This window comes from Shewanella sp. 3_MG-2023, from assembly GCF_030548765.1.
In the GTDB taxonomy this organism is placed as follows: Bacteria; Pseudomonadota; Gammaproteobacteria; order Enterobacterales; family Shewanellaceae; genus Shewanella.
This window is the reverse complement of record NZ_JAUOSH010000008.1, coordinates 14,780-37,322: the sequence shown is the minus strand read 5'-3', so window position 1 is coordinate 37,322 and position 22,543 is coordinate 14,780. Positions and strand designations below refer to the sequence as shown.

At 42.5% G+C, this 22,543-nt stretch carries 18 protein-coding genes; 14 read left to right on the top strand and 4 right to left on the bottom strand.

Going from position 1 to position 22,543, the window contains the following annotated elements:
• Nucleotides 1–41: 41 nt before the first annotated feature.
• From glyA to Q4591_RS06300, 9 genes are all read left to right on the top strand, one after another.
• Nucleotides 42–1,298: a serine hydroxymethyltransferase gene (gene glyA, locus Q4591_RS06340; RefSeq protein ID WP_303460006.1), complete on the top strand. Its 1,257-nt coding sequence runs from the start codon at nt 42–44 to the stop codon at nt 1,296–1,298.
• A gap of 156 nt (nt 1,299–1,454) precedes the next feature.
• A complete protein-coding gene (gene nrdR, locus Q4591_RS06335; RefSeq protein WP_076543024.1) occupies nt 1,455–1,904 on the top strand; it encodes a transcriptional regulator NrdR in 450 nt (149 codons plus the stop codon).
• 141 nt (nt 1,905–2,045) lie between these two features.
• On the top strand, nt 2,046–3,200 hold the full coding sequence (ribD, locus tag Q4591_RS06330) for a bifunctional diaminohydroxyphosphoribosylaminopyrimidine deaminase/5-amino-6-(5-phosphoribosylamino)uracil reductase RibD (RefSeq protein WP_303446474.1): 1,155 nt from the start codon (nt 2,046–2,048) through the stop codon (nt 3,198–3,200).
• Between the two features lie 63 nt (nt 3,201–3,263).
• Nucleotides 3,264–3,920 carry a riboflavin synthase gene (locus Q4591_RS06325; protein ID WP_102438052.1) on the top strand — a complete coding sequence of 219 codons (657 nt, stop codon included), beginning with the start codon at nt 3,264–3,266 and terminating at the stop codon, nt 3,918–3,920.
• A gap of 84 nt (nt 3,921–4,004) precedes the next feature.
• Nucleotides 4,005–5,108 (top strand): bifunctional 3,4-dihydroxy-2-butanone-4-phosphate synthase/GTP cyclohydrolase II, encoded by a 1,104-nt coding sequence (ribBA, locus tag Q4591_RS06320; protein WP_102477182.1) that lies wholly within the window; start codon nt 4,005–4,007, stop codon nt 5,106–5,108.
• 121 nt (nt 5,109–5,229) lie between these two features.
• Nucleotides 5,230–5,709 carry a 6,7-dimethyl-8-ribityllumazine synthase gene (gene ribE / locus Q4591_RS06315; RefSeq protein ID WP_102438136.1) on the top strand — a complete coding sequence of 160 codons (480 nt, stop codon included), beginning with the start codon at nt 5,230–5,232 and terminating at the stop codon, nt 5,707–5,709.
• A 14-nt stretch (nt 5,710–5,723) separates the two neighbouring features.
• Nucleotides 5,724–6,128 carry a transcription antitermination factor NusB gene (gene nusB / locus Q4591_RS06310; RefSeq protein ID WP_076543020.1) on the top strand — a complete coding sequence of 135 codons (405 nt, stop codon included), beginning with the start codon at nt 5,724–5,726 and terminating at the stop codon, nt 6,126–6,128.
• 93 nt (nt 6,129–6,221) lie between these two features.
• On the top strand, nt 6,222–7,178 hold the full coding sequence (thiL, locus tag Q4591_RS06305; protein ID WP_102438054.1) for a thiamine-phosphate kinase: 957 nt from the start codon (nt 6,222–6,224) through the stop codon (nt 7,176–7,178).
• Nucleotides 7,178–7,669: a phosphatidylglycerophosphatase A gene (locus tag Q4591_RS06300; RefSeq protein WP_102438056.1), complete on the top strand. Its 492-nt coding sequence runs from the start codon at nt 7,178–7,180 to the stop codon at nt 7,667–7,669. Before thiL ends, Q4591_RS06300 begins: the two co-directional genes overlap by 1 nt.
• Nucleotides 7,670–7,778: 109 nt before the next feature.
• On the opposite strand, the gene recN is transcribed toward Q4591_RS06300, so the two are convergent.
• From recN to barA, 4 genes are all read right to left on the bottom strand, one after another.
• On the bottom strand, nt 7,779–9,437 hold the full coding sequence (gene recN, locus Q4591_RS06295; protein ID WP_102438058.1) for a DNA repair protein RecN: 1,659 nt from the start codon (nt 9,435–9,437) through the stop codon (nt 7,779–7,781).
• A 113-nt stretch (nt 9,438–9,550) separates the two neighbouring features.
• The gene (locus Q4591_RS06290) at nt 9,551–10,516 is read right to left on the bottom strand and encodes an AEC family transporter (protein WP_303460003.1); all 966 of its coding nucleotides are present in this window, start codon (nt 10,514–10,516) and stop codon (nt 9,551–9,553) included.
• Nucleotides 10,517–10,841: 325 nt separating this feature from the next.
• Nucleotides 10,842–11,456, bottom strand: coding sequence for a YjaG family protein (locus tag Q4591_RS06285; protein ID WP_076543013.1), 615 nt, complete (start codon nt 11,454–11,456; stop codon nt 10,842–10,844).
• The gene (gene barA / locus Q4591_RS06280) at nt 11,446–14,277 is read right to left on the bottom strand and encodes a two-component sensor histidine kinase BarA (protein WP_102477186.1); all 2,832 of its coding nucleotides are present in this window, start codon (nt 14,275–14,277) and stop codon (nt 11,446–11,448) included. The genes Q4591_RS06285 and barA overlap by 11 nt, the downstream gene beginning before the upstream one ends.
• Before the next feature lie 102 nt (nt 14,278–14,379).
• Between barA and rlmD the strand changes: the two genes are divergently transcribed.
• The 5 genes from rlmD to eno all read left to right on the top strand — a co-directional run bounded on the left by rlmD (nt 14,380) and on the right by eno (nt 22,508).
• On the top strand, nt 14,380–15,723 hold the full coding sequence (gene rlmD / locus Q4591_RS06275) for a 23S rRNA (uracil(1939)-C(5))-methyltransferase RlmD (RefSeq protein ID WP_102438064.1): 1,344 nt from the start codon (nt 14,380–14,382) through the stop codon (nt 15,721–15,723).
• A gap of 215 nt (nt 15,724–15,938) precedes the next feature.
• Entirely contained in the window at nt 15,939–18,146 is a 2,208-nt protein-coding gene (gene relA, locus Q4591_RS06270; protein WP_102438066.1) for a GTP diphosphokinase, read from the top strand.
• 115 nt (nt 18,147–18,261) lie between these two features.
• Nucleotides 18,262–19,110, top strand: coding sequence for a nucleoside triphosphate pyrophosphohydrolase (gene mazG, locus Q4591_RS06265; RefSeq protein WP_102438068.1), 849 nt, complete (start codon nt 18,262–18,264; stop codon nt 19,108–19,110).
• 206 nt (nt 19,111–19,316) lie between these two features.
• Complete coding sequence (locus Q4591_RS06260) at nt 19,317–20,954, top strand: CTP synthase (protein ID WP_102438070.1); 1,638 nt, start codon at nt 19,317–19,319, stop codon at nt 20,952–20,954.
• A 252-nt stretch (nt 20,955–21,206) separates the two neighbouring features.
• Nucleotides 21,207–22,508: a phosphopyruvate hydratase gene (eno, locus tag Q4591_RS06255; RefSeq protein ID WP_102438072.1), complete on the top strand. Its 1,302-nt coding sequence runs from the start codon at nt 21,207–21,209 to the stop codon at nt 22,506–22,508.
• The last annotated feature ends 35 nt before the right edge of the window (nt 22,509–22,543 follow it).

The window sequence follows — 22,543 nt, the reverse complement described above, 5'->3', positions numbered from 1 at the left end:
CCGCGCAACCCTACTATAAGAATTAACAGCTGGAGTGAGTAATGCTGAAAAAAGCTATGAATATCGCAGATTATGATCCACAACTATTTGCAGCAATTGAAGATGAGACTCGTCGCCAAGAAGAGCACATTGAATTAATCGCATCAGAAAACTATACCAGCCCTCGTGTACTTGAAGCGCAAGGCTCACAGCTAACAAATAAGTATGCTGAAGGTTACCCAGGTAAGCGTTACTACGGTGGTTGTGAACATGTGGATATTGCTGAAGAATTAGCTATTTCTCGTGCTAAAGAATTATTTGGCGCGACATACGCAAACGTTCAGCCTCACTCTGGTTCTCAAGCAAACTCAGCAGTTTTCATGGCGCTTTTAGAAGGCGGTGATACTGTTTTAGGTATGAGCCTTGCTCACGGCGGTCACTTAACTCATGGTTCTCACGTTAGCTTTTCAGGCAAGTTATACAATGCGGTACAGTACGGCATTGATGAAGTAACAGGTAAAATTGACTACGCAGAAGTTGAGCGTTTAGCCGTTGAGCATAAACCCAAAATGATCATTGCTGGTTTTTCTGCTTACTCTGGGATCATAGATTGGGGCAAATTCCGCGAAATCGCTGATAAAGTAGGTGCTTACTTATTTGTCGATATGGCGCACGTTGCCGGTCTTGTGGCTGCGGGTATCTACCCGAATCCGCTACCACACGCACACGTTGTGACAACCACTACCCATAAAACCCTAGCGGGCCCTCGTGGTGGTTTGATTTTATCTGCCATTAACGATGAAGCTATCTATAAAAAACTAAACTCTGCAGTATTCCCAGGTGGCCAAGGTGGCCCATTAATGCACGTTATCGCGGCTAAAGCAGTAGCATTTAAAGAAGCATTAGACCCTGAATTTACCACTTACCAAGAGCAAGTGGTTGCTAACGCTAAAGTGATGGCGAAAACCTTCATTGAACGTGGCTATGATGTTGTTTCTGGTGGCACCGATAACCACTTATTCTTACTTGATTTAATCAACAAGGATATCACTGGTAAAGACGCAGATGCTGCGCTAGGTCATGCAAATATCACAGTTAACAAAAACTCAGTACCAAATGATCCACGTTCACCGTTTGTGACGTCTGGTTTACGTATTGGCTCTCCTGCTATTACCCGCCGCGGTTTCACTGAAACTGAATCGGTAGAGTTAACTAACTGGATGTGTGATGTGTTAGATGACATCACTAACGAAGCTACTATTGAGCGCGTTAAAAACCAAGTGCTTGAATTATGCGCTAAGTTCCCAGTTTACGGTTAATGTCAACCGAGATTGATTAACATAAACAATGATCTATTTAACTAACGCGGATAATCTTTTCGATAAGGTTAACCTTGTAAAGTAAATAGGATAAACTTCAATGGTCGTAAGTACTCAGTGCTTACGGCCATTTTGTTTTTTATTTCAGGAGCGGATATGCATTGCCCATTTTGTAGCGCGACAGATACGAAAGTTATTGATTCAAGACTCGTGGCTGAAGGCCATCAAGTGCGCCGTCGCCGGGAATGTACTGAGTGTCATGAACGCTTCACCACTTTTGAAGGCGCCGAATTAGTCATGCCGCGGGTGATCAAGCAAGATGGCACTCGCCAACCATTTGATGAAGATAAGCTGCGTGGCGGCATGCTTCGGGCTGTTGAAAAACGCCCAGTTTCAATCGATCAAATTGAGCAAGCGTTAAGTAAGATTAAGTCCACTCTTAGAGCAACAGGTGAGCGTGAAATTGATTCGGCCATGATTGGTAATTTGATGATGGATCAATTGATGATCCTAGATAAAGTTGCCTATATCCGTTTTGCTTCAGTTTATCGCGCCTTTGAAGATGTCTCACAATTCGGTGAAGCCATCGCCAAGCTGCAAAAATAATCTAGCTTATTTTTATTGCCGTCTTTAATTAATTGCAGTCTTACATTTGTTGGTATTGGCACTTTGCATTCTTGCCAATGATTAACCTTATTTAGCAGTTCTGAATTTTAATGACTGCTTTTTAGTTTCTAGAAGGTCTTTATGTCTCAGTGGTCAAAATGTGATATTGAAATGATGAGCCTTGCTATTTCATTAGCTGAAAAAGGCCGTTATACCACACGTCCAAATCCTAATGTGGGTTGTGTGATTGTCGCCAATGGCGAGATCATTGGTCAAGGCTATCATATTAAAGCGGGTGGCCCCCACGCCGAAATTCACGCCTTAAAAGATGTCGAAAATCGACAATTACAACAGCTACTCCCTCAAGCTACAGCCTATGTCACCCTTGAACCCTGCAGTCATTATGGCAAAACCCCGCCATGTGCTAAGGCATTAATTGCAGCCAAAGTGAAGCGAGTGGTGATTGCGCAAATGGATGCGAATCCGCAAGTGGCGGGTAATGGCGTTAGCATGCTTGAAGCGGCAGGTATTAAAGTTGATGTGGGTTTGCTAACAGCTGCGGCAAGCCAACTTAATATCGGCTTTATGAAACGCATGACTACGGGATTACCTGAAATCACCATTAAGCTGGCAGCCAGTTTGGATGGTAAAACCGCGCTATCGAATGGGGTATCAAAGTGGATAACCGGCCCCGAAGCCAGAGCCGATGTGCAAAAGCTGCGCGCCCGTCATTGCGCGCTAGTGACTGGCGTTGAAACTGTTTTAGCTGACGACCCCTCTTTGAATGTGCGCTACGAGCAATTGGCTAGTGTACAAAACAGCCTTGCTGAGTCTGACCTTCAACAGCCTTTAAGAGTGGTGCTTGATAGTAAAGCAAGGCTGACTGCCGACTATAAAATGTTTACTATTGAAACGCCGATTTTGCTGGTGTCTTGTGTCGACTATCCAGCAGAAGTAAAACAAGATTTTAAGTCCCATGTTAGCTTTATCACAATAGCGGCTAATAACGATGGACGAGTTGATTTGCATGCTTTATTTACACACTTAGGCCAGCATTGTAACTCAGTATTAGTCGAGGCTGGTGCCAGCGTTGCTGGTAGTGTTATTCAAAGTAAATTAGCTGATACACTTTATTTGTACCAAGCAATGAAAATATTAGGCAGTCATGGACGCAATTTGATGCAATTAGACGACTATCAAACTATGGATCAGATTCCTGATGTACAATTAACGGATTGTCGCAGAATTGGTACAGACCAACGACTGATTTTAAAGCTTAATTCGCCAGCGAATTAACTAATGCAATTTTGTCTATCGGTCGATGCTAAGCGTGGCCCAAAAGATAACAAGTGAGTAAATATGTTTACTGGGATTATTGAAGCACTAGGTACATTAAGAAAAGTTGAGCGTAAAGGCGATGATATTCGTTTGACTGTAGCCAGTGGCAAGCTCGACTTAACCGATGTAAAACTGGGTGACAGTATTGCCACTAATGGGGTGTGTTTAACCGTAGTGCAATGTTTAGCAGATGGTTATGTTGCAGATATTTCTGCTGAAACCGTTGCCTTAACCGGATTTGCTAAATATAACGTCGGTCAAAAAGTAAACCTTGAAAAAGCGGTGACCCCAACGACCCGATTAGGCGGCCATATGGTTAGCGGTCATGTGGATGGTATTGCCACAGTGGAGCAGCGCCTTGTGCGTGGCCAAGCCATTGAGTTTTGGCTGGCAGCTCCCGCTGAGTTATCTCGTTATATTGCTCATAAAGGTTCGATCACCATTGATGGCGTTAGCTTAACGGTAAATGAAGTTGATCAGCACAGATTCAGATTAACCATAGTGCCGCACACTGCAGCTGAAACCACCTTATTAGCTTTACAAGCGGGTCATAGCGTCAACATCGAAGTTGACCTTATTGCACGTTATCTCGAACGCTTAATGAAAGTAGAACAAAAGCCAGCCACTGAAAGTGGTGTCACAATGGAATTGTTGGCAAGTGCTGGATTTATGCGATAACTGATTATTACTGGTAAATATTATTACCGGAGCATATTTACTCTATATCGCTGATATAGACAAAACAATATAAAGGTCTTAGCAATGGCATTACATAGTATAGAAGAGATCATCGAAGACATTCGTCAAGGTAAGATGGTTATCTTGATGGACGATGAAGACAGAGAGAACGAAGGTGATCTTATCATGGCGGCCGATAAGGTGACGCCAGAGGCCATTAATTTTATGGCGACCTTTGGCCGTGGACTGATTTGCCAAACCATGACTAAAGAGCGTTGCCAGCAACTGAACTTGCCGTTAATGGTTACCAACAATAATGCTCAGTTCTCAACAAATTTTACCGTTTCCATTGAAGCGGCAACGGGGGTCACAACGGGCATTTCAGCCCATGATCGCGCTGTAACCGTTCAAGCGGCTGTTGCTAAAGATGCTAAAGCATCAGATTTAGTTCAGCCTGGTCATATTTTTCCACTTATGGCACAAGATGGCGGGGTGTTAATTCGCGCCGGTCACACAGAAGCGGGTTGTGATTTAGCCCGTCTTGCAGGCTGCGAGCCATCTGGCGTGATAGTTGAAATTCTTAATGATGATGGCACTATGGCCCGTTGTCCAGATCTTGAAATCTTTAGTGAAAAGCACGGTATTAAAATGGGCACCATTGCCGATTTAATTGAATACCGCAACACCAAAGAAACCACGGTTGTGCGTGAAGCTGAATGTAAATTGCCAACGCGTTTTGGTGAGTTCAATATGGTGACTTTCAGAGACACCATCGATAATCAGCTACACTATGCCTTATTGAAAGGTGACGTTGAAGAAAACTGCCTAGTACGGGTACATTTACAAAATACCTTTAATGACTTATTCCACTCTGAACGCGATCAAAAACGTAGCTGGCCACTTGAAAACGCCATGGAGCGTATTGCATCAGATGGTGGTGTATTAGTACTGTTGGCGAATCACGAGCATTCAAGTGACATGCTCGCCAAGGTCAAAGCCTTTGAAGCGGAAGATAACGGTCAAGCGCCTACAGCTGCTAAATGGCAAGGAACCTCGCGCCAAGTCGGTGTTGGCTCGCAAATTCTTTCAAATTTAGGTGTGAGCAAAATGCGTTTATTAAGTTCACCCAAGCGTTATCACTCTCTATCAGGGTTCGGTTTAGAAGTAACTGATTATATTGCAGAATAATTCACTAACTTAGTGAAGTTAACATTTATCAATAATTGCACAGGACTCAGGGCATTTGGCTGTGGTATTATACCGCCACTTTTGCCCAGAGCCGGGTGCTTTAGCTAATTTAGGTAAGATAATGATCGTAGTTGAAGGTAATATCGAAGCAAAAAATGCCAAAGTGGCGATCGTAGTATCGCGTTTCAATAGTTTTCTTGTTGAGAGTCTGCTTGATGGCGCATTAGACACACTAAAACGTTTAGGTCAGGTAAATGACGACAACATTACTGTTGTTCGTGTTCCTGGCGCTGTTGAATTACCACTTGCTGCACGTCGAATTGCTGCTAGTGGAAAGTTTGACGGTATTGTTGCACTTGGTGCAGTAATTCGTGGTGGTACTCCGCATTTTGATTTAGTTGCTGGTGAATGTAACAAGGGTCTTGCTCAAGTCGCTTTAGAGTATGATATCCCAGTTTCATTTGGCGTTTTAACCACTGATACCATCGAGCAAGCAATTGAACGCTCTGGTACTAAAGCTGGTAACAAGGGCACTGAAGCTGCACTTGGTTTACTAGAAATGGTTAACGTTCTGCAAGAATTAGAACAACAGTTAGTATAGTAGTAGGAAAAGTAATGAAGCCTTCAGAGCGCCGCAAGGCACGCCGTTTAGCTGTTCAAGCTATTTATTCATGGCAGTTAAGCAAGAACAATGTTGCTGATGTTGAACATGAATTTTTAACTGAACAAAACATTAACGGTGTTGATGTAGCTTATTTTCGTGAATTGCTATCAGGTGTAGCCACGAAAGCAACTCAACTTGATGATCTGCTAAAGCCTCATTTAGATCGTGATATTGAAGATGTATCACCCGTTGAGAAAGCCATTGTGCGTTTAGCAGCTTATGAATTAACTTATCGTAAAGATGTGCCATATAAAGTGGCCATTAACGAAGGTATCGAATTAGCGAAAGCGTTTGGTGCTGACGATAGTCATAAGTTTGTCAATGGTATGCTAGATAAGCTTGTTACTCGTAAGTAATGAATGAAAACGGTATCTTCGGATACCGTTTTTGTATGTAACGCTTTTTTCTACAAAATAATAGGTGGGCGGTTATCCGCACCAGATTATATCGTGAAAGAATTCCAACTTATCGAACAATTTTTCCGTGATAAAGGTCAGCAACGTCGAGATGTGCATTTAGGCATTGGCGATGACTGTGCATTAGTCCAACCGGCGGAAAACACATCTATTGCCATATCTTGCGACACCCTAGTCGAGAATGTCCATTTTTTACCGACAATGCCAGCTTATGAGCTTGGCTATAAATCTGTAGCGGTAAATTTATCCGATCTTGCTGCCATGGGCGCAGATCCGGCGTGGATGACGTTAGCGCTAACCTTGCCAGATGTTGATAATGAGTGGTTAGCGCAATTTAGCCAAGGGCTATTTGAAGCGGCTGAATATTACAGTGTTAGTCTGATCGGTGGTGATACCACCCGCGGGCCTCGCTGCATCAATATTACTATTCATGGTCAAGTGCCAACCGGTAAAGCATTAACCCGTAGTGGCGCGAAAATTGGTGACTGGGTGTATGTTACTGGCACTTTGGGTGACTCTGCCCTTGGGCTTGATATCCTGTTGGGCAAAAAAGAAGTCGCACATCAACATAAAGAATTTTTAATTAACCGTCACTATCATCCAACGCCTAGAATACTAGCGGGTCAAGCGCTACGCTCTTTAGCAACCAGTGCCATTGATTTATCTGACGGTTTATTTTCTGATATTCAGCACGTTTTAAAGGCATCTAATGTGGGTGCGATTATTGATGTGAATGAATTACCGCTATCGGAATCATTACAAGCATCATTGAGCCCTAATGAAGCAACTAGTTATGCGTTAACTGGTGGCGAAGATTATGAGTTGATGTTTACTGTACCAGAATCTCAACGTGGCGCTTTGGATATTGCACTGATCCACGCTGGGGTTAAATTTATTAAAGTAGGTCAAATTTGTGCCGGCGAAAAGTTACGCTTAGTGGCTGATGGCAAACCTTTTGAGCTAGAAAAAAATAGTTTTGAGCATTTCTAATGAAGTTTATTTCAACCGATCCAGCCGTTAAGAAATTAACCTTAACAAACCCTGTACACTTTTTAGCATTAGGTTTTGGCAGTGGTTTAGCCGCCAAAGCCCCGGGCACCTTTGGTACCCTTGCCGCAGTGCCGATTGTGTACTTGATGAGCTTTTTAAGCCTATCGGCTTTTATTTTTATCACGCTAATTAGCTGCCTTGTTGGTATTTATATTTGTGATAAAGCCGCTAAAGATATGGGCGTTCATGATCATGGCGCAATTGTGTGGGATGAAGTCGCAGGCTTAATGATCACCATGATTGCCGCCCCTGCTGGGGTAATTTGGTTAGTGGTTGGTTTTGCGTTATTTCGTTTTTTCGATATTTTAAAACCGTGGCCAATTCGTTGGCTCGACGCTAAAGTGCATGGCGGTTTTGGGATCATGATTGATGATGTATTAGCGGGGATTTTCTCGTTAATTTGTTTACAGTTGTTGGCTTATTATATTTAACCAATGATACTTTAATCTCTTTAAAGCTAATCCCATTAAACGTTAAGCCCACTTCATAGTGGGCTTTTTAATGGGCGATGATTAATGGATGATGCTTAAAGCTGCAAGATTATTGCAATAGCTCTCTAGCATTCGCTAAGGTATTTTCAGTTATCACATCACCCGCGAGTAGTCTTGCTAGCTCATTGACTCGCTCTTGTTTATCCAATGACTTCATATTCGTCTCAGTGCCGCCACTTTTGGTGAATTTATTCACTAGCATATGTTGGTGACCATTACCTGCAACTTGCGGTAAATGCGTCACACAGAGCACCTGAGTTGATTGACCTAAGCTGCGTAGCATTCTTCCCACAACTGCTGCAGTAGGTCCTGAAATACCTACATCCACTTCATCGAATATCAAGGTTGGTGTTGATACCTTTTTAGCGGTGATAACCTGAATACCAAGCCCAATACGTGACAATTCGCCACCAGAAGCTACTTTGGCAATGGGCTGCATCGGTTGACCGGGGTTGGTGGTAACCAAGAATTCAACTTGATCACAACCAGAAACTGATTGTAGTTCTGGGTTAAAATTCACCTCAATGCAGAATCTGCCTTTGGGCATATTTAACTCTTGAATCGATTGGGTGACTAACTTATTAAGCTCTTTAGCATAGCGGTTACGGCTATGGCTGAGTTTTTGGGCGCTAATTACGTAAGCTTTTTTGCTTTCATCTACTTGCTGCTGAATTTCATCAAGCCTTGTGGCATCGTTATTAAGCTCGCTAAGTTCAGCTTTTAAAGCTTGGTGATGCTCAAACAGTTGCTCAGAGCTCACATGGTGTTTTCTTGATAATTGCATCGCCTTTGAAATGCGCTGCTCAAGGTAAGCAAAGTGTTCAGGATCGAGTTCTATTCGGCTTAAATAGTCCTGAACTTCGCTGCTGCTTTCCTGCACTTGAATTAACGCTTCATTGAGCATTTGAGCAATATTACTTAGTTGTGGGTCAAACTCAGTTAGGTTCTCAGCTAAGCCCACGACCCGATTAAGTAAAGATTCAATATTGGCTTCATCGTCATCACACAGTAATTGCAGGCTGGATTGGCAGGTATCAATTAACTCTGTGCCGTTAGCAAGGCGTTTATGCTCTTGCTCAATCTCAATAAATTCACCGGCTTTAAGATCAAACTCATCAAGCTCTTCAACTTGATATTGCACTAGCTGTTTTCTGGCGATACGCTCTTGCTGATTTTGTTGTAATTGTTTCAGTTCATTTTCGATTAACTTACAGCGTTGATAGCTTTTGCTTACCCCATCAAGCAATAATTTATGGTTGGCGTAGCTATCAAGAAGGGTCAGTTGATGCTCGCTTTTTAACATTGCATGATGCGCGTGTTGGCCGTGAATACCGACAAATAATTGCCCTAGAGATTTAAGCTGGGCTAACGGAACTGGATTACCATTTATATAGGCACGTGAGCGGCCATCGGCATTAATTGTTCTTCTTAAGATACATTCGTCTTCGACATCAAGGTCATTGTCCTCTAGCCAGCGCTTAGCAAATGGCACATCATCTAAGCTAAAGCGGGCACTCACTTCGGCTTTGGTTGCACCTGGTCTAACGCTATTGGCATCTGAGCGATTACCAAGGCATAAGCCCAGGGCATCAATAGCAATGGATTTACCAGCACCGGTCTCACCAGTAATGCTGGTCATGCCAGCTTTAAAGTCGAGTTCTAGAAAACGTACAATTGCGAAATTATTAATGCTTAATTGGCACAGCATAATCAATCCTTGTGTGAATAACCATCAAACCACTGTATCCGCATACAGTTTACACTGTTTTTATATACAGTAAAGTACTGTATAAAAAATGGTGCTGATTTTTTATACGAGGATTAAACCAAGGCGCTTAAGATTTTTTCAATAATGGGCAAACTAATAAAGGTGGCTGTAGTGCTGATCAATATGCACTTGGCACTTGATAAGGCATAGATTTGGTAACGCTGTGCCAGTAAGTAAACACTTGCTGCTGTCGGCAGTGCCGCCAGAATGACGCCCATAAAAACTAGCTCAGACTCCACCTTAAAATAGCTTAATAAAACATAGGCAAATAACGGCTGGACAATGAGTTTTAAACTATTCAGCAAGCTCATTTCAAGGGCGATATTATGTTTTTTAGGCCCAGCTTTTGCGCCGCGATGCATGGCTTTAGCTAACACCATGCCAATGGCAAATAAGGCGCAGGGGCTAGAGGTGTTTCCGATTAACCGAAACATCATGCTGATACTGTCAGGTAGGTTTATTTTGAGCGCTGATACCAATACCCCTAGGGCGCAACCAATAACGATGGGGTTGGTGATTAATGCGTTGAGCATAATCATAATAGGATGACGTTGTTGGGTTTTATTCACCGCAAGTTCCATGCTCACCAGTGCAAATGCGAACATGATAATGGACAGTAGACTGGCAATGGCTGCGGTGGCGATGGCTTGATTGTTATCAGGATACAAGCTCATCATTAAAGGGATCCCAATAAAGGCGGTATTACCAAAACTGGTGTTTAGGCCTCTAATTGCAGCTAGCGCGGGCTGTTTATTGTCTGCAAGGGTTGAGATGATCACTGTAATACAATATGTGCCCGCCATAGCGAGGCCAAAGGCGAATATAAATCCCCATTGCAGAATATCGTTAATGTCAGTTTCGGCCAGCGCAATAAATAAAATAGCAGGGAAGGCGATATAGTAGACGTATTTATTTAGCGCCGAGTCACTATCTTGGGGGAGTAATTTAAGTTTCTGGACACTAAAGCCAATAACCATGATGCCAAAAACAGCGATAAGTGGGGTTAGGATACTAGGCAAGCTTGATTCCTTTTTAGGGCCTTGAATGACATATCAATAATGTGGGCGTTGGATATCTTACTTTAATGGCGCCAATAAGATATTAGATAAAGGTAAGGTATGAGATGAATCTAAGCTATTCAAATAAGTTAAGTTTTTAAATTAAACTAAGATAAGAAAAACTGCATAGATCTGATACGACAAGGAAGATGTAAATGTTGCCCATCAGGTTGGCATTAGAGTATAAAGCTATCTGTTAGCGGTATCTTTAATAAGGGCATGATGACAGGCCCTTATTAAAGAGTGCTATTGCTACTTAAAGAGTGCTATTGCTACTTTAAAAGTATCATTGCTGCAGACTGATGCCGATATTAGACACGCCAGCATCAATGATTTCTTTGCGTAATTCCTTAATGAATTCAGGTGTGATTTTTGTTGTTTCTTCAATCACATCTAATAACATTCCTTGTAAGTGCTTCTCTTCTTGCATTACAGGATGGTTAAATACGAACTCTTCTACAACATCTTCATTCATGACGTCTTCAAGTTCTTCAATGCTAATGGCTTCAATATAGTTGGCCACTGTACTTGATGATAATTTACTGACGTTGGTAATATCTTCTTCGATTTTAGCTTGTATGCCACCGAGTAAAGTCGATAACGCTACAGCAGCATCCATTGCAGGATAAACACCGTAGGCTTCAAAATCTGCAGGCTCAGGGGTATTTTCATCTAAACGCTGTAAGTGAATATCGTAATTAAACTTAAGCTTTTTATCGTATTGTGATTGCCAAAGTAAATCCAATACTGTGCTTAATACTTTAGGCTCGCCAAACTCACACACTTCGGAGAAAAGGGCGTAATTGGGCAGCATGCGCTGACATAGCGCGGTCGCAAAAAGTTGCTTTTGAGGTAATGACAGCGCTTTTAAACGCTTAAAAAAACCGGGTTTATTGCTCATAGGGAACATCCGCTGATAACTGTGATATCACTTGATTTGCTGCTGATTCTACCTTAGTTAGCTCGTCAAGTAACTCAAGTATTTCAGGTTCTAAGTCTTCGATGTTGGTTTTGTGCTTTAACGCAGACTCTAATTCTTGGCAAAGTTTTTGGGTGTTGGGCACCCCACAATAACAACTCGCTCCATGAAGTTTATGCACGGTTTGCAGCATAAGCGAACTATTGCTGCTTTTTAATGCCGTTTCTATGTTGCTGACACTTTCAGGCAGTGAGTCCACCAACATTTGCAGCATCTCTAATGCTAAATCCGGTTTTTGATTGGTTTGTGCTAAGCACAGCTCCCAATTAAGGGTATGCATATCAAAGTGGGTAAATTTAGGTTTATTTATCCAGCGATCAATCACCCCTTTTAATGCCGCTTCATCAATGGGTTTTGGCAGATAACCGTCCATGCCGCTACCTAAAATTAATTCTCGCTCTTCAGCGATAGCGTGGGCTGTTACCGCAATAATAGGTGTATTGCGGTTAAGTGAGTCTTGGCGGATAAGTTTGGTTGCTGTAACCCCATCAGTGCCGGGCATTTGAATGTCCATAAAGATAACATCGAAGGCTTGTTTTTGGGCATAGCTCACGGCTTCATCACCGTTATTGACAGAGATGACATTAACCACCAACTCTTTCAGTAGGGTATCGATTAGCTTTAAGTTAGCAAGGTTGTCATCAACAGCAAGTACGCTCAAATTCTTGCGCTCATACACAGTCGCGGGTAGTGACTCGGTTAATAGCGCTGTTTGAGTGGGTGGATGAATTAAGTGGTTAGCCAACTCGTAGTCACTCACTGGCATACTGAGTAAAATATCGCTATTAGGCCTCAATGCTTGGTTTAATATTTTTTGCTGCTCGATGCAATCATGAAGCAAGACTAAACATGAGGTCTTTTCCCTCGCCATGCTTAAACAGCTTAATAACTGCTCTTTATCACTAAAGCCATGGCAGTTAAGCAGAATATAATCGTAATGCACTTTGCTTGATGAAAGCGTTGACTCTAAATGGCTAATTTGGCCAACAGTGGTTAAATGTAGCCCCCACGCTTCAAAGCGGCGATTGAGCATATCGCGGCTTAGCTCTCTTGATTCAAATAACAACAGGGTTTTATTACGTAAAGAGTCCAAATGCAGCACTTCACCAATATGAAACTGGCTTAATTCCAATGGCAGCATGAACCAAAATGTTGAGCCTTGATTTGGAATTGAGGTAAAGCCAATTTGGCCGCCCATTTGGTTAATCAAACGTTTGGTGATCACTAAGCCCAAGCCGGTACCACCAAAGCGGCGTGAAATAGACGAGTCTGCTTGGCCAAAGGCCTGGAACAGATATTCTTGCTGACTTTCATCAATACCAATACCGGTATCAATTACTTCACAGCGCAGGGTGATATTTTCATCTTTTTGGCCTACAAGATGAATTTTCAAAATAACGCTACCTTGATCGGTAAACTTAATCGCATTGCCCAATAGGTTCGTCATGATTTGTGCAACCCGCATCGCATCACCGCTGACACTTTCAGGCACGTTGTCGTCAATATCAATAATCAGTTCGATGTCTTTTTCTTGAGCGCTGCCGGCCACAATGCTGACGGTTTCAGAAATGGTTTCCCGCAGGGCGAATGGCATTTTCTCTAAGACCATTTTACCGGCTTCTAATTTGGAGAAATCCAGAATGTCATTAATGATCCCCAGTAAGTTACTGGCGCTTCGTTCAATGGTTTTTATGTAATCTAACTGACTTGAGTGCAGCGGCGTTTTAATTAACTGCCGAGAAAATCCAATCACACCGTTTAGTGGTGTTCTTAATTCATGGGACATATTTGCTAAGAACTCTGATTTAATGCGACTGGCTTCAAGGGCGCGCTTTTTGGCTAAATCAAGCTCGACGTTTTGGATTTCAATTTGTTCAAGGGTTTCCCGTAAATCAGAGGTCGCTTGGTCAATGTTTTGCTGCATTTCATCGTGATATTCTGACAATGAACTAGCCATGGCATTAATGCCGCGCTTAAGTAAATCTAGCTCGCCGATTAATTGTCCATCAAGACGGGTGTCTAACTTACCTTCACGAATTTTTGCTACTACTCTTACCATTTCAGTAATGGGGTAGTTAACATGCTTAACCAAACGGAATGTGAAAAACAGATTCAGCTGCACCCCAATTAATACAATGACAAATGCGGCAATGGCGGCACGGTGTTGCTCAAGTAAGGCATTTTCTTTATTGAGTAATATTGAGATATACCCCAATATTTGTTGCCCTTCAGCATTGGTGATAATTTTTCTTGGGCCGTTGGCGGGCGAAATTGTCACCCCTTGCGGGTTAGTTTGTTGATTAACGCCGGTATAAGACATAATCGGCACCCGTATCACCATGGTGTCGTCGATGGTTTCATACTGAGTCGAAATTAAAGACTTTAACGCTGCTGTATAGCGCATACTCTCAAAATCTTTATGGTAGTGAGATGTTACAAACAATTGATTTTCATCATCAAAAATAGCAATTGAGTGAATAAGGGCAGAGTTGTTTAATTGCGATGCTGCCAGTAAACGTTTGCTGGCTTCTCTGTCTTCAGTGACCAGTCCGAACTCGCTGGCAATGGCCAAAGGCTCGACAATACTTCTACCTTGATTGATTAAGGTCTCTTCGAGTTCATAAAAACGGTTTATGGTGAAGTAACTTCCAAGTAGAATACCCACCATGACCGTTGGCGCTAACGCAAGTACCAGTACCCAAGAGCGAAGACTGTATTTGGTCATGTTGTTAGCATTTTTCATCGTGAAGACATTATTCCTAAAGACTTTTTATCTATGATGAGGACTAGACTGCCAGAAACAGAGCCGTCTTGACTAGTCATTTATTCAATACCTGAGGCCAAAATGGCACAATTTTTTAAAGCAAAACCAAACAAAACTAAACAACTGTCGGCCAAGTTGACTTTAACGGTATCACAACTTGATCATCTCGGTGCAGGTATTGCTCAACATGACGGCAAAGTGGTATTTATTCCTGGGGCTCTGCCCGGTGAAACGGTAACCGCGCAATTAATTGAACAAAAGAAAAAGTACGCTAAAGCTAAGCTGCTTAAAATTCAAATCGCAACCGATAAAAGAGTCGCGGCGCAATGCCCTCATTATCAGCAATGTGGTGGCTGCGACTTACAACATATGAGCATTGATGCGCAGCGCGAATATAAGCAAGATGCACTACAAAATTTAATGGGTAAGTTAGCGGTCAATATTGATGACAAGATCATGACTTCAATGATAACCGGTGAGCAATGGCATTATCGTCGTCGCGCACGGCTAGCTACGTTATTTGATAAAAAGACGAAGCATTTACAATTAGGCTTTCGAGCTGCCAATAGCAATAATATCGTTGATATTAAGCAGTGCGATGTATTGGCTGTAGCATTGTCGGCATTGATTGAACCCTTCTCAAACGTGCTTAATCAGTTACAAGCTAAAATGACACTCGGTCACCTTGAACTCACTGAAGCTGAAAATGGCATATTTGCAGTACTTAGAATCACCAAAGCATTGAAAACCGATGATGAGCAGCGCCTGAAAGCGTTTGCTTTGGAGCATCAAATACAGTTGTTAGTGCAAGATAATGATGGCGAACTGCGTTCGCTAGTCAGTGACGATCATATTGAATTACCCAAATATTTGTTAGCTAACGGCCAAGTCGAATGTCGATTTAGCCCGGGAAATTTTGTGCAGGTCAATGCTGATATTAACCAGCGTATGGTCGCACAGGCCATCGAGTGGCTAGATCCACAACAAGATGAACGAATTTTGGATTTATTTTGTGGGGTAGGTAATTTTAGTTTGCCCCTTGCTACCCAAGCCGCTGATGTTATTGGTGTTGAAGGCGTACCTGAAATGGTTACGCAGGCGAAACAAAATGCTGCTGATAACAACTTAACCAACCTGAGTTTTTTTCACGCTGATTTAAGTGCGGATTTATCTCAAGCCTCTTGGCTGGGCAAAATTGATAAACTATTGCTCGATCCTGCCAGAGCGGGGGCGTATGAAAGTTTGCAATGGTTATCTAAAATGAAGCCTAAAAAAGTGGTGTATGTGTCATGTAATCCGGCAAGTTTAGCCAGAGACAGCCAAGTATTAATCGAACAAGGCTATCAGCTTAAAAAACTAACCATGTTGGATATGTTTCCACAAACTCATCATATCGAAGCGATGGCATTGTTTGAAATTAAATAACTTGCTGCGCTGGCGTGGCAAACCAGTAAAATCAACTGTTTTTACTGCCAACTCAAACAGAAATACTGTTTGAAGATGACATTTTTTAAATTGATTAATATTAATTTGACATAAATAACTGAATGCTCAAGATGAAAGCATTAGAGTAAATAACACATCAACACAGATTCAGTTATTTGTACGCGTAAAAGTCAGTACCAATAAGGAAGTTAATTATGGTCTCAGTTCGAGAAGCACATTTTAATCTAGCCGATTTTAATATCGACGAATGGGTTATGCGTTATATCGATAACGCCGAAGAAGCCCTATTGTTACGGGATCTGATCCTGTATCTAGATATGTTGCCAACGAAATCTCCCGATGTACATCGGGCCTTGCTTGAGCGTGCCCGTGAAATGGTGGAAATTCTAGCGCCATTGAATATGGATATCGAGACCTTACAAGCTTCATTATTATTTATTGCTCATGATGCCGGTATTTTATCAATTGAAACAATTGAAGAAAAATATGGCGCTAGCTTAAGCAAGCTAGTGGCAAGCGTGGTGACCATGGAGGCTATTGGCGCCTTAAAAGTCAGTCCTGACTCTCGAACCGCCGAGCCGCAAATCGATAATATTCGTAAAATGTTATTGGCCATGGTCGAAGATGTACGCGCGGTAGTGGTTAAGCTTGCTGAGCGGGTAGCGCTACTTCGTGAAGTTAAAAATGCCGATGAAGAAACCCGGGTATTGTTGGCAAGAGAAGTGGTCGATATCTACGGCCCGCTTGCCAACCGTTTAGGAATTGGGCAATTAAAGTGGGAATTAGAAGATATCTCGTTTCGCTACCTGCACCCGACAGTTTACAAAGATATTGCCAAACAGTTAGATGGTAAACGTGTCGACAGAGAAGTGTTTATCGATAAGTTTGTTACCCAGCTGCAACAGCGTCTGGATAATGACCAAATTCGCGCGAAAGTCTATGGCCGCCCGAAACACATCTATAGCATCTGGCGTAAGATGAAAGGCAAAGACTTGAAGTTTGATGAGCTGTTTGATGTGCGCGCGGTGCGTATTGTCACAGAACGCCTCCAAGATTGTTATGGTGCTTTAGGTGTCGTGCATACCCTTTGGCATCATATTCCCCGTGAGTTTGATGATTATGTGGCCAACCCTAAACCCAATGGTTACCAATCAATTCATACCGTGGTCGTTGGCCCTGAAGGTAAAACGGTAGAGATTCAAATTCGTACTGAAGCTATGCATCAGGACTCAGAACTTGGGGTCGCAGCCCATTGGAAGTACAAAGAAGGCTCTGCTGGTGGCAAGCAAAGTGGCTATGAAGAAAAAATTAATTGGCTACGTAAAATTTTGCTGTGGCAAGAAGATGTTGCTGAAACCGGAAACCTGGTTGATGAAGTCCGCAGCCAAGTATTTGAGGACAGAGTCTATGTGTTTACCCCTAATGGCGAAGTGGTTGATTTACCATTAGGCTCCACCGTGCTCGATTTTGCTTACTACATTCATTCCCATGTGGGCCATAAATGTATTGGCGCCAAAGTCGATGGCCGTATTGTGCCCTTTACTTATCAAGTTGAAACCGGTGAGCGTATTGAAATCATTACCTCAAAGCATCCTAATCCGAAGCGCGATTGGTTAAATCCAAATTTAGGCTACATCAAGTCGTCTCGCTCTCGCTCGAAAATTCAGCATTGGTTCAAGCAGCAAGACCGCGATAAAAACATGGTGGCAGGGAAAGAATTACTTGAGGCTGAACTTAACCGTGTCTCACTTCATTTAAAAGATGCCAAAGTTGCGGTTGAGCGCTTTAATATGAACTCCATGGATGACATGTTAGCGGCTATTGGTGGCGGTGATTTACGCTTAAACCAAGTGGTGAATTACATTGAAACCAGTTTACGCAAAACTGAAGTGACCGAACAAGAGATTGTTGAAGAGCTCATTAAACGCTCGAATCCGAAACCAGCCCGTAAAGGCAAAGGTCAGGTAGAAGTAAATGGTGTTGGTAATTTATTAAGCCATATTGCCAGCTGCTGTAAACCGGTACCGGGTGATGAAATTTTTGGTTATATCACCATGGGCCGCGGCGTGTCAGTGCACCGCAGTGACTGCTCACAGGTTAAAGAGCTAATGCGCGCCCATCCAGAGCGCAGTGTCGAAGTGGTGTGGGGAGAAAACTATTCTGGCGGTTATCGGATTAAAGTACGGGTGATAGCTCATGATCGCAGTGGTTTACTGCGAGATGTCACCACAGTACTGGCGGCTGAAAAGTCCAATGTAATGGCAATGAGTTCAACCTCTGATGAAAAAAACCAAACCGCTACCGTTGAGCTAGAACTTGAACTGTATAACCTCGATGGCTTGTCACGGATATTATCAAAATTAGGCCAAGTTGAAGGTGTGACCGAAGCCAGACGATTATAGTATTAAATCCCAACGGCGCACTTTAGTGTCAAAAGATAAGGTGATAAATCGAAAGGTTTGTCACCTTTATTTTAACTTATCAGCCAGTTTAGGCCATATCATTGAGAAATAGACCATGTCAGCAAATACCCTAAAGCAAGCTAACGATATTATGCAGCCTTTATTAACAATTATGGAAAAACTGCGGGATCCTGAAACGGGTTGCCCTTGGGATAAACAGCAAAGCTTCGAGACTATTGTTCCTTTTACCCTTGAAGAAGCTTATGAGGTTGCCGATGCCATCGAGCAAGCTGATTTAGATTCGCTGCCAGATGAGCTGGGTGATTTGTTGTTTCAGGTGGTGTTTTACTGTCAGCTCGGTAAAGAACAAGGCTTATTTGATTTTGCCACTGTGGTGAATAAAATTTGCGACAAATTAACCAGAAGACATCCCCATGTGTTTAGCGGCGACAACCTTGGCACTAGCGCTGAACAAGTCAAACTTGTTTGGGATGAAATTAAGCAGCAAGAAAGGCTCGCGAAAAGCCAACACTCGATACTTGATGACATTCCAGTAGCAATGCCAGCACTGAACCGAGCGATAAAAATTCAAAAGCGGGTTGCAAAGGTGGGCTTTGATTGGGCTGATTTAGCCCCTGTGGTGGCAAAGGTTCATGAAGAAATCGATGAGGTCATGGCAGAGGCGCAGCACTTAGAAGCCAATAAAGACGAATATTACCCCAAGGTGGTTGATGAAATGGGCGACTTATTATTTGCTGTTGCCAATATGGCAAGACACTTAGGGGTTGAGCCAGAGCAGGCATTAAGGCTTGCTAATCAGAAGTTTGAACGTCGCTTTAAAGGGGTAGAGCAATATGCTGCACAAAGTGGCAAGGCGTTTGAACAGCACTCACTTGAAGAGCTCGATAGCTATTGGGATCAAGTTAAAATGGCAGAGAAAAGTCAGCAGCTTAGTAAAGATTAATCTGCGCACTTGGCAAACATTAGGATGATATTGAATTCAACGCTATGAAAATTAGGGTTAAATTATGACCATGATTTAACTTTGGCTTAATATCAATTTTATGCGTTTATTGTTTGTTGTTAGCGCGCTATTTTGGTAGAATGTCGCCCCGTCCTAGTGCTTTCTTACAAGCACGTTATTTTCAATCTCACATTCTCAGGTTCAGCATGACTACAAGGTATATCTTCGTTACTGGTGGCGTTGTTTCATCACTAGGTAAAGGCATTGCAGCAGCTTCATTAGCAGCAATTTTAGAGGCGCGTGGCCTCAATGTAACCATTATGAAACTTGACCCATACATTAACGTTGACCCTGGCACCATGAGCCCGACTCAGCATGGTGAAGTATTCGTTACTGAAGATGGTGCTGAAACCGATTTAGACTTAGGTCATTACGAGCGTTTCATTCGAACCAAGATGAACCGTCGTAATAACTTCACTACCGGTCGTATCTACGAGCAAGTGCTACGTAAAGAGCGTCGTGGTGATTATTTAGGTGCCACCATTCAGGTGATCCCGCACATCACTAATGCAATTAAAGAAAAAGTACTTGAAGGCGGCGAAGGTCACGATGTTGCTATCGTAGAAATTGGCGGCACAGTAGGCGATATCGAGTCATTGCCTTTCTTAGAGTCAATTCGTCAATTAGGTGCTGAGCTAGGACGTGATCGCACATTATTCATGCATTTAACCTTAGTGCCGTTCTTAGGTGCTGCAGGTGAAATTAAAACTAAGCCAACACAACACTCTGTTAAAGAATTGCGTTCAATTGGTATCGCGCCAGACGTATTAGTTTGTCGTGGCGACCGTGCTATTCCTGCTAATGAAAAAGCGAAAATCTCGCTATTTTGTAATGTAGAAGAAAAAGCCGTTATCTCATTAAAAGATGTCGACAGTATTTATAAGATCCCAGCGTTATTGCGCTCTCAAGGTCTTGATGAGTTAGTGGTTAAACGTTTTGGTATCGATTGTAATGATGCTGATTTGTCTGAGTGGGAAAATGTTATTTATCAAGAAGCTAATCCAAATGGTGAAATTACCATTGGTATGGTGGGTAAATACATCGAACTACCAGATGCTTATAAGTCTGTGAATGAAGCACTTAAGCATGCAGGCCTTAAAAACCGCCTAACAGTGAATATTCAGTATGTTGATTCACAAACAGTAGAAGCTAAAGGCGCTGAAGTACTAGAAGGTTTAGACGGTATTTTGGTTCCTGGTGGCTTCGGTGAGCGTGGTGTTGAAGGTAAAATCTTTGCGGCGCAATATGCCCGTGAAAATAACATTCCATACTTTGGTATTTGTTTAGGTATGCAAGTGGCATTGATCGAGTTTGCTCGACACGTTGCTAAACTTGAAGGGGCTCATTCAACTGAGTTTAAACCAGAAACAGAACATCCAGTCATTGGTCTGATCACAGAATGGATCAATGAAGAAGGTAATGTTGAGCTGCGTCATGAAGCGTCAGATTTAGGTGGCACTATGCGTTTAGGCGCACAGTTATGTCATTTAGCTGAAGGTTCTAAAGCCGCTGCAGCATATAACTCTACTACTTGTGTTGAACGTCATCGTCACCGTTTTGAAGTGAACAACAACTATGTTGAGCGCTTAGAAAAAGCTGGCCTGGTATTTAGTGGTTTGTCATCAGATCGCAAATTAGTGGAAATGATTGAGCTTCCTAATCACCCTTGGTTTGTAGCAGGTCAATTCCACCCTGAATTCACTTCAACACCTCGTGATGGTCATCCATTATTTGAAGGTTTTGTTGCTGCTGCTGCGATTCATCAAAAAGGTGAAGCTGAGTAATTAAAAATAAAGCCACTGATAATCATATCAGTGGCTTTTTTTTATCTGGTCAATTTTTTATCTGCTAATTAATAGATGTGACCTAGGTAGTTGCCGCTTAACGATAATCGGTCTATGCTATGGCTTCAGTTGACCTTTTATTACCAAACTGAAAGTGAAATACCAATAATTGCGCAATTATTAATAAATTGTCGGTGTTTATTGGTATTGATTTTCTATTTTAATATTTAACTTACATATATTGAGGGAATTATGGCTAACATTATTAACGTCATTGGTCGTGAAATCATGGATTCACGCGGTAACCCAACGGTAGAAGCTGAGGTTCACCTTGCTGACGGTTCTATCGGTATGGCTGCTGCACCATCGGGTGCATCAACAGGTTCTCGTGAAGCACTTGAGTTACGTGATGGCGACAAAGCACGTTACTTAGGTAAAGGTGTTCTTAAAGCTGTTGAAGCTGTAAATGGCCCAATCGCTGAAGCGTTAAAGGGGAAAGATGCACTAGCACAAGCTGAGCTTGATCAAATCATGATTGACTTAGATGGCACAGAAAACAAAGCTAAGTTTGGCGCAAACGCTATCCTAGCTGTTTCTCTTGCTGCTGCTAAAGCGGCTGCTGTTTCTAAGAAAGTACCTTTATACGCTCACATTGCTGACTTAAACGGTACTTCTGGTGTTTACTCTATGCCTCTTCCAATGATGAACATCATCAATGGTGGTGAGCACGCAGATAACTCTGTAGACATCCAAGAATTCATGATCCAGCCTGTTGGCGCAGCTAACTTCCGTGAAGGCCTTCGTATGGGCGCTGAAGTATTCCATAGCCTTGCTAAAGTTCTTAAAGCTGGTGGCCACTCGACTGCTGTTGGTGATGAAGGTGGTTTCGCGCCAAACCTTGAGTCTAACGAAGCTGCACTTGCTGCAATCAAAGTGGCTGTTGCAAACGCAGGTTACGAGCTAGGTAAAGACATTACCTTAGCGATGGATTGTGCTGCATCTGAGTTCTTTGATAAAGAAGCCAACATCTACGATCTTAAAGGTGAAGGCAAGAAATTCACCTCTGAAGAGTTTAACTACTTCCTTAAAGATTTGACTGAACAGTACCCAATCGTATCTATCGAAGACGGTCTTGACGAGTCTGACTGGGATGGTTTCGCACACCAAACTAAGCTTCTAGGTGATAAAATTCAATTAGTAGGTGACGATTTATTCGTAACTAACACTAAGATCCTTAAGCGTGGTATCGACAACGGTATTGCTAACTCAATCCTAATCAAATTTAACCAAATTGGTTCGTTAACTGAAACGTTAGCAGCAATCAAAATGGCTAAAGATGCGGGTTTCACCGTGGTTATCTCTCATCGCTCAGGTGAAACTGAAGATGCAACTATTGCAGATCTTGCTGTAGGTACTGCTGCTGGCCAAATCAAAACCGGTTCATTAAGCCGCTCTGATCGCGTTGCTAAGTACAACCAACTGCTGCGTATCGAAGAAGCATTAGGCTCAAAAGCACCGTATAACGGTCTTAAAGAAGTCAAAGGCCAAGGTTAATTTTCCTTGAGCTAAAAAAAGGCCACCACTAGGTG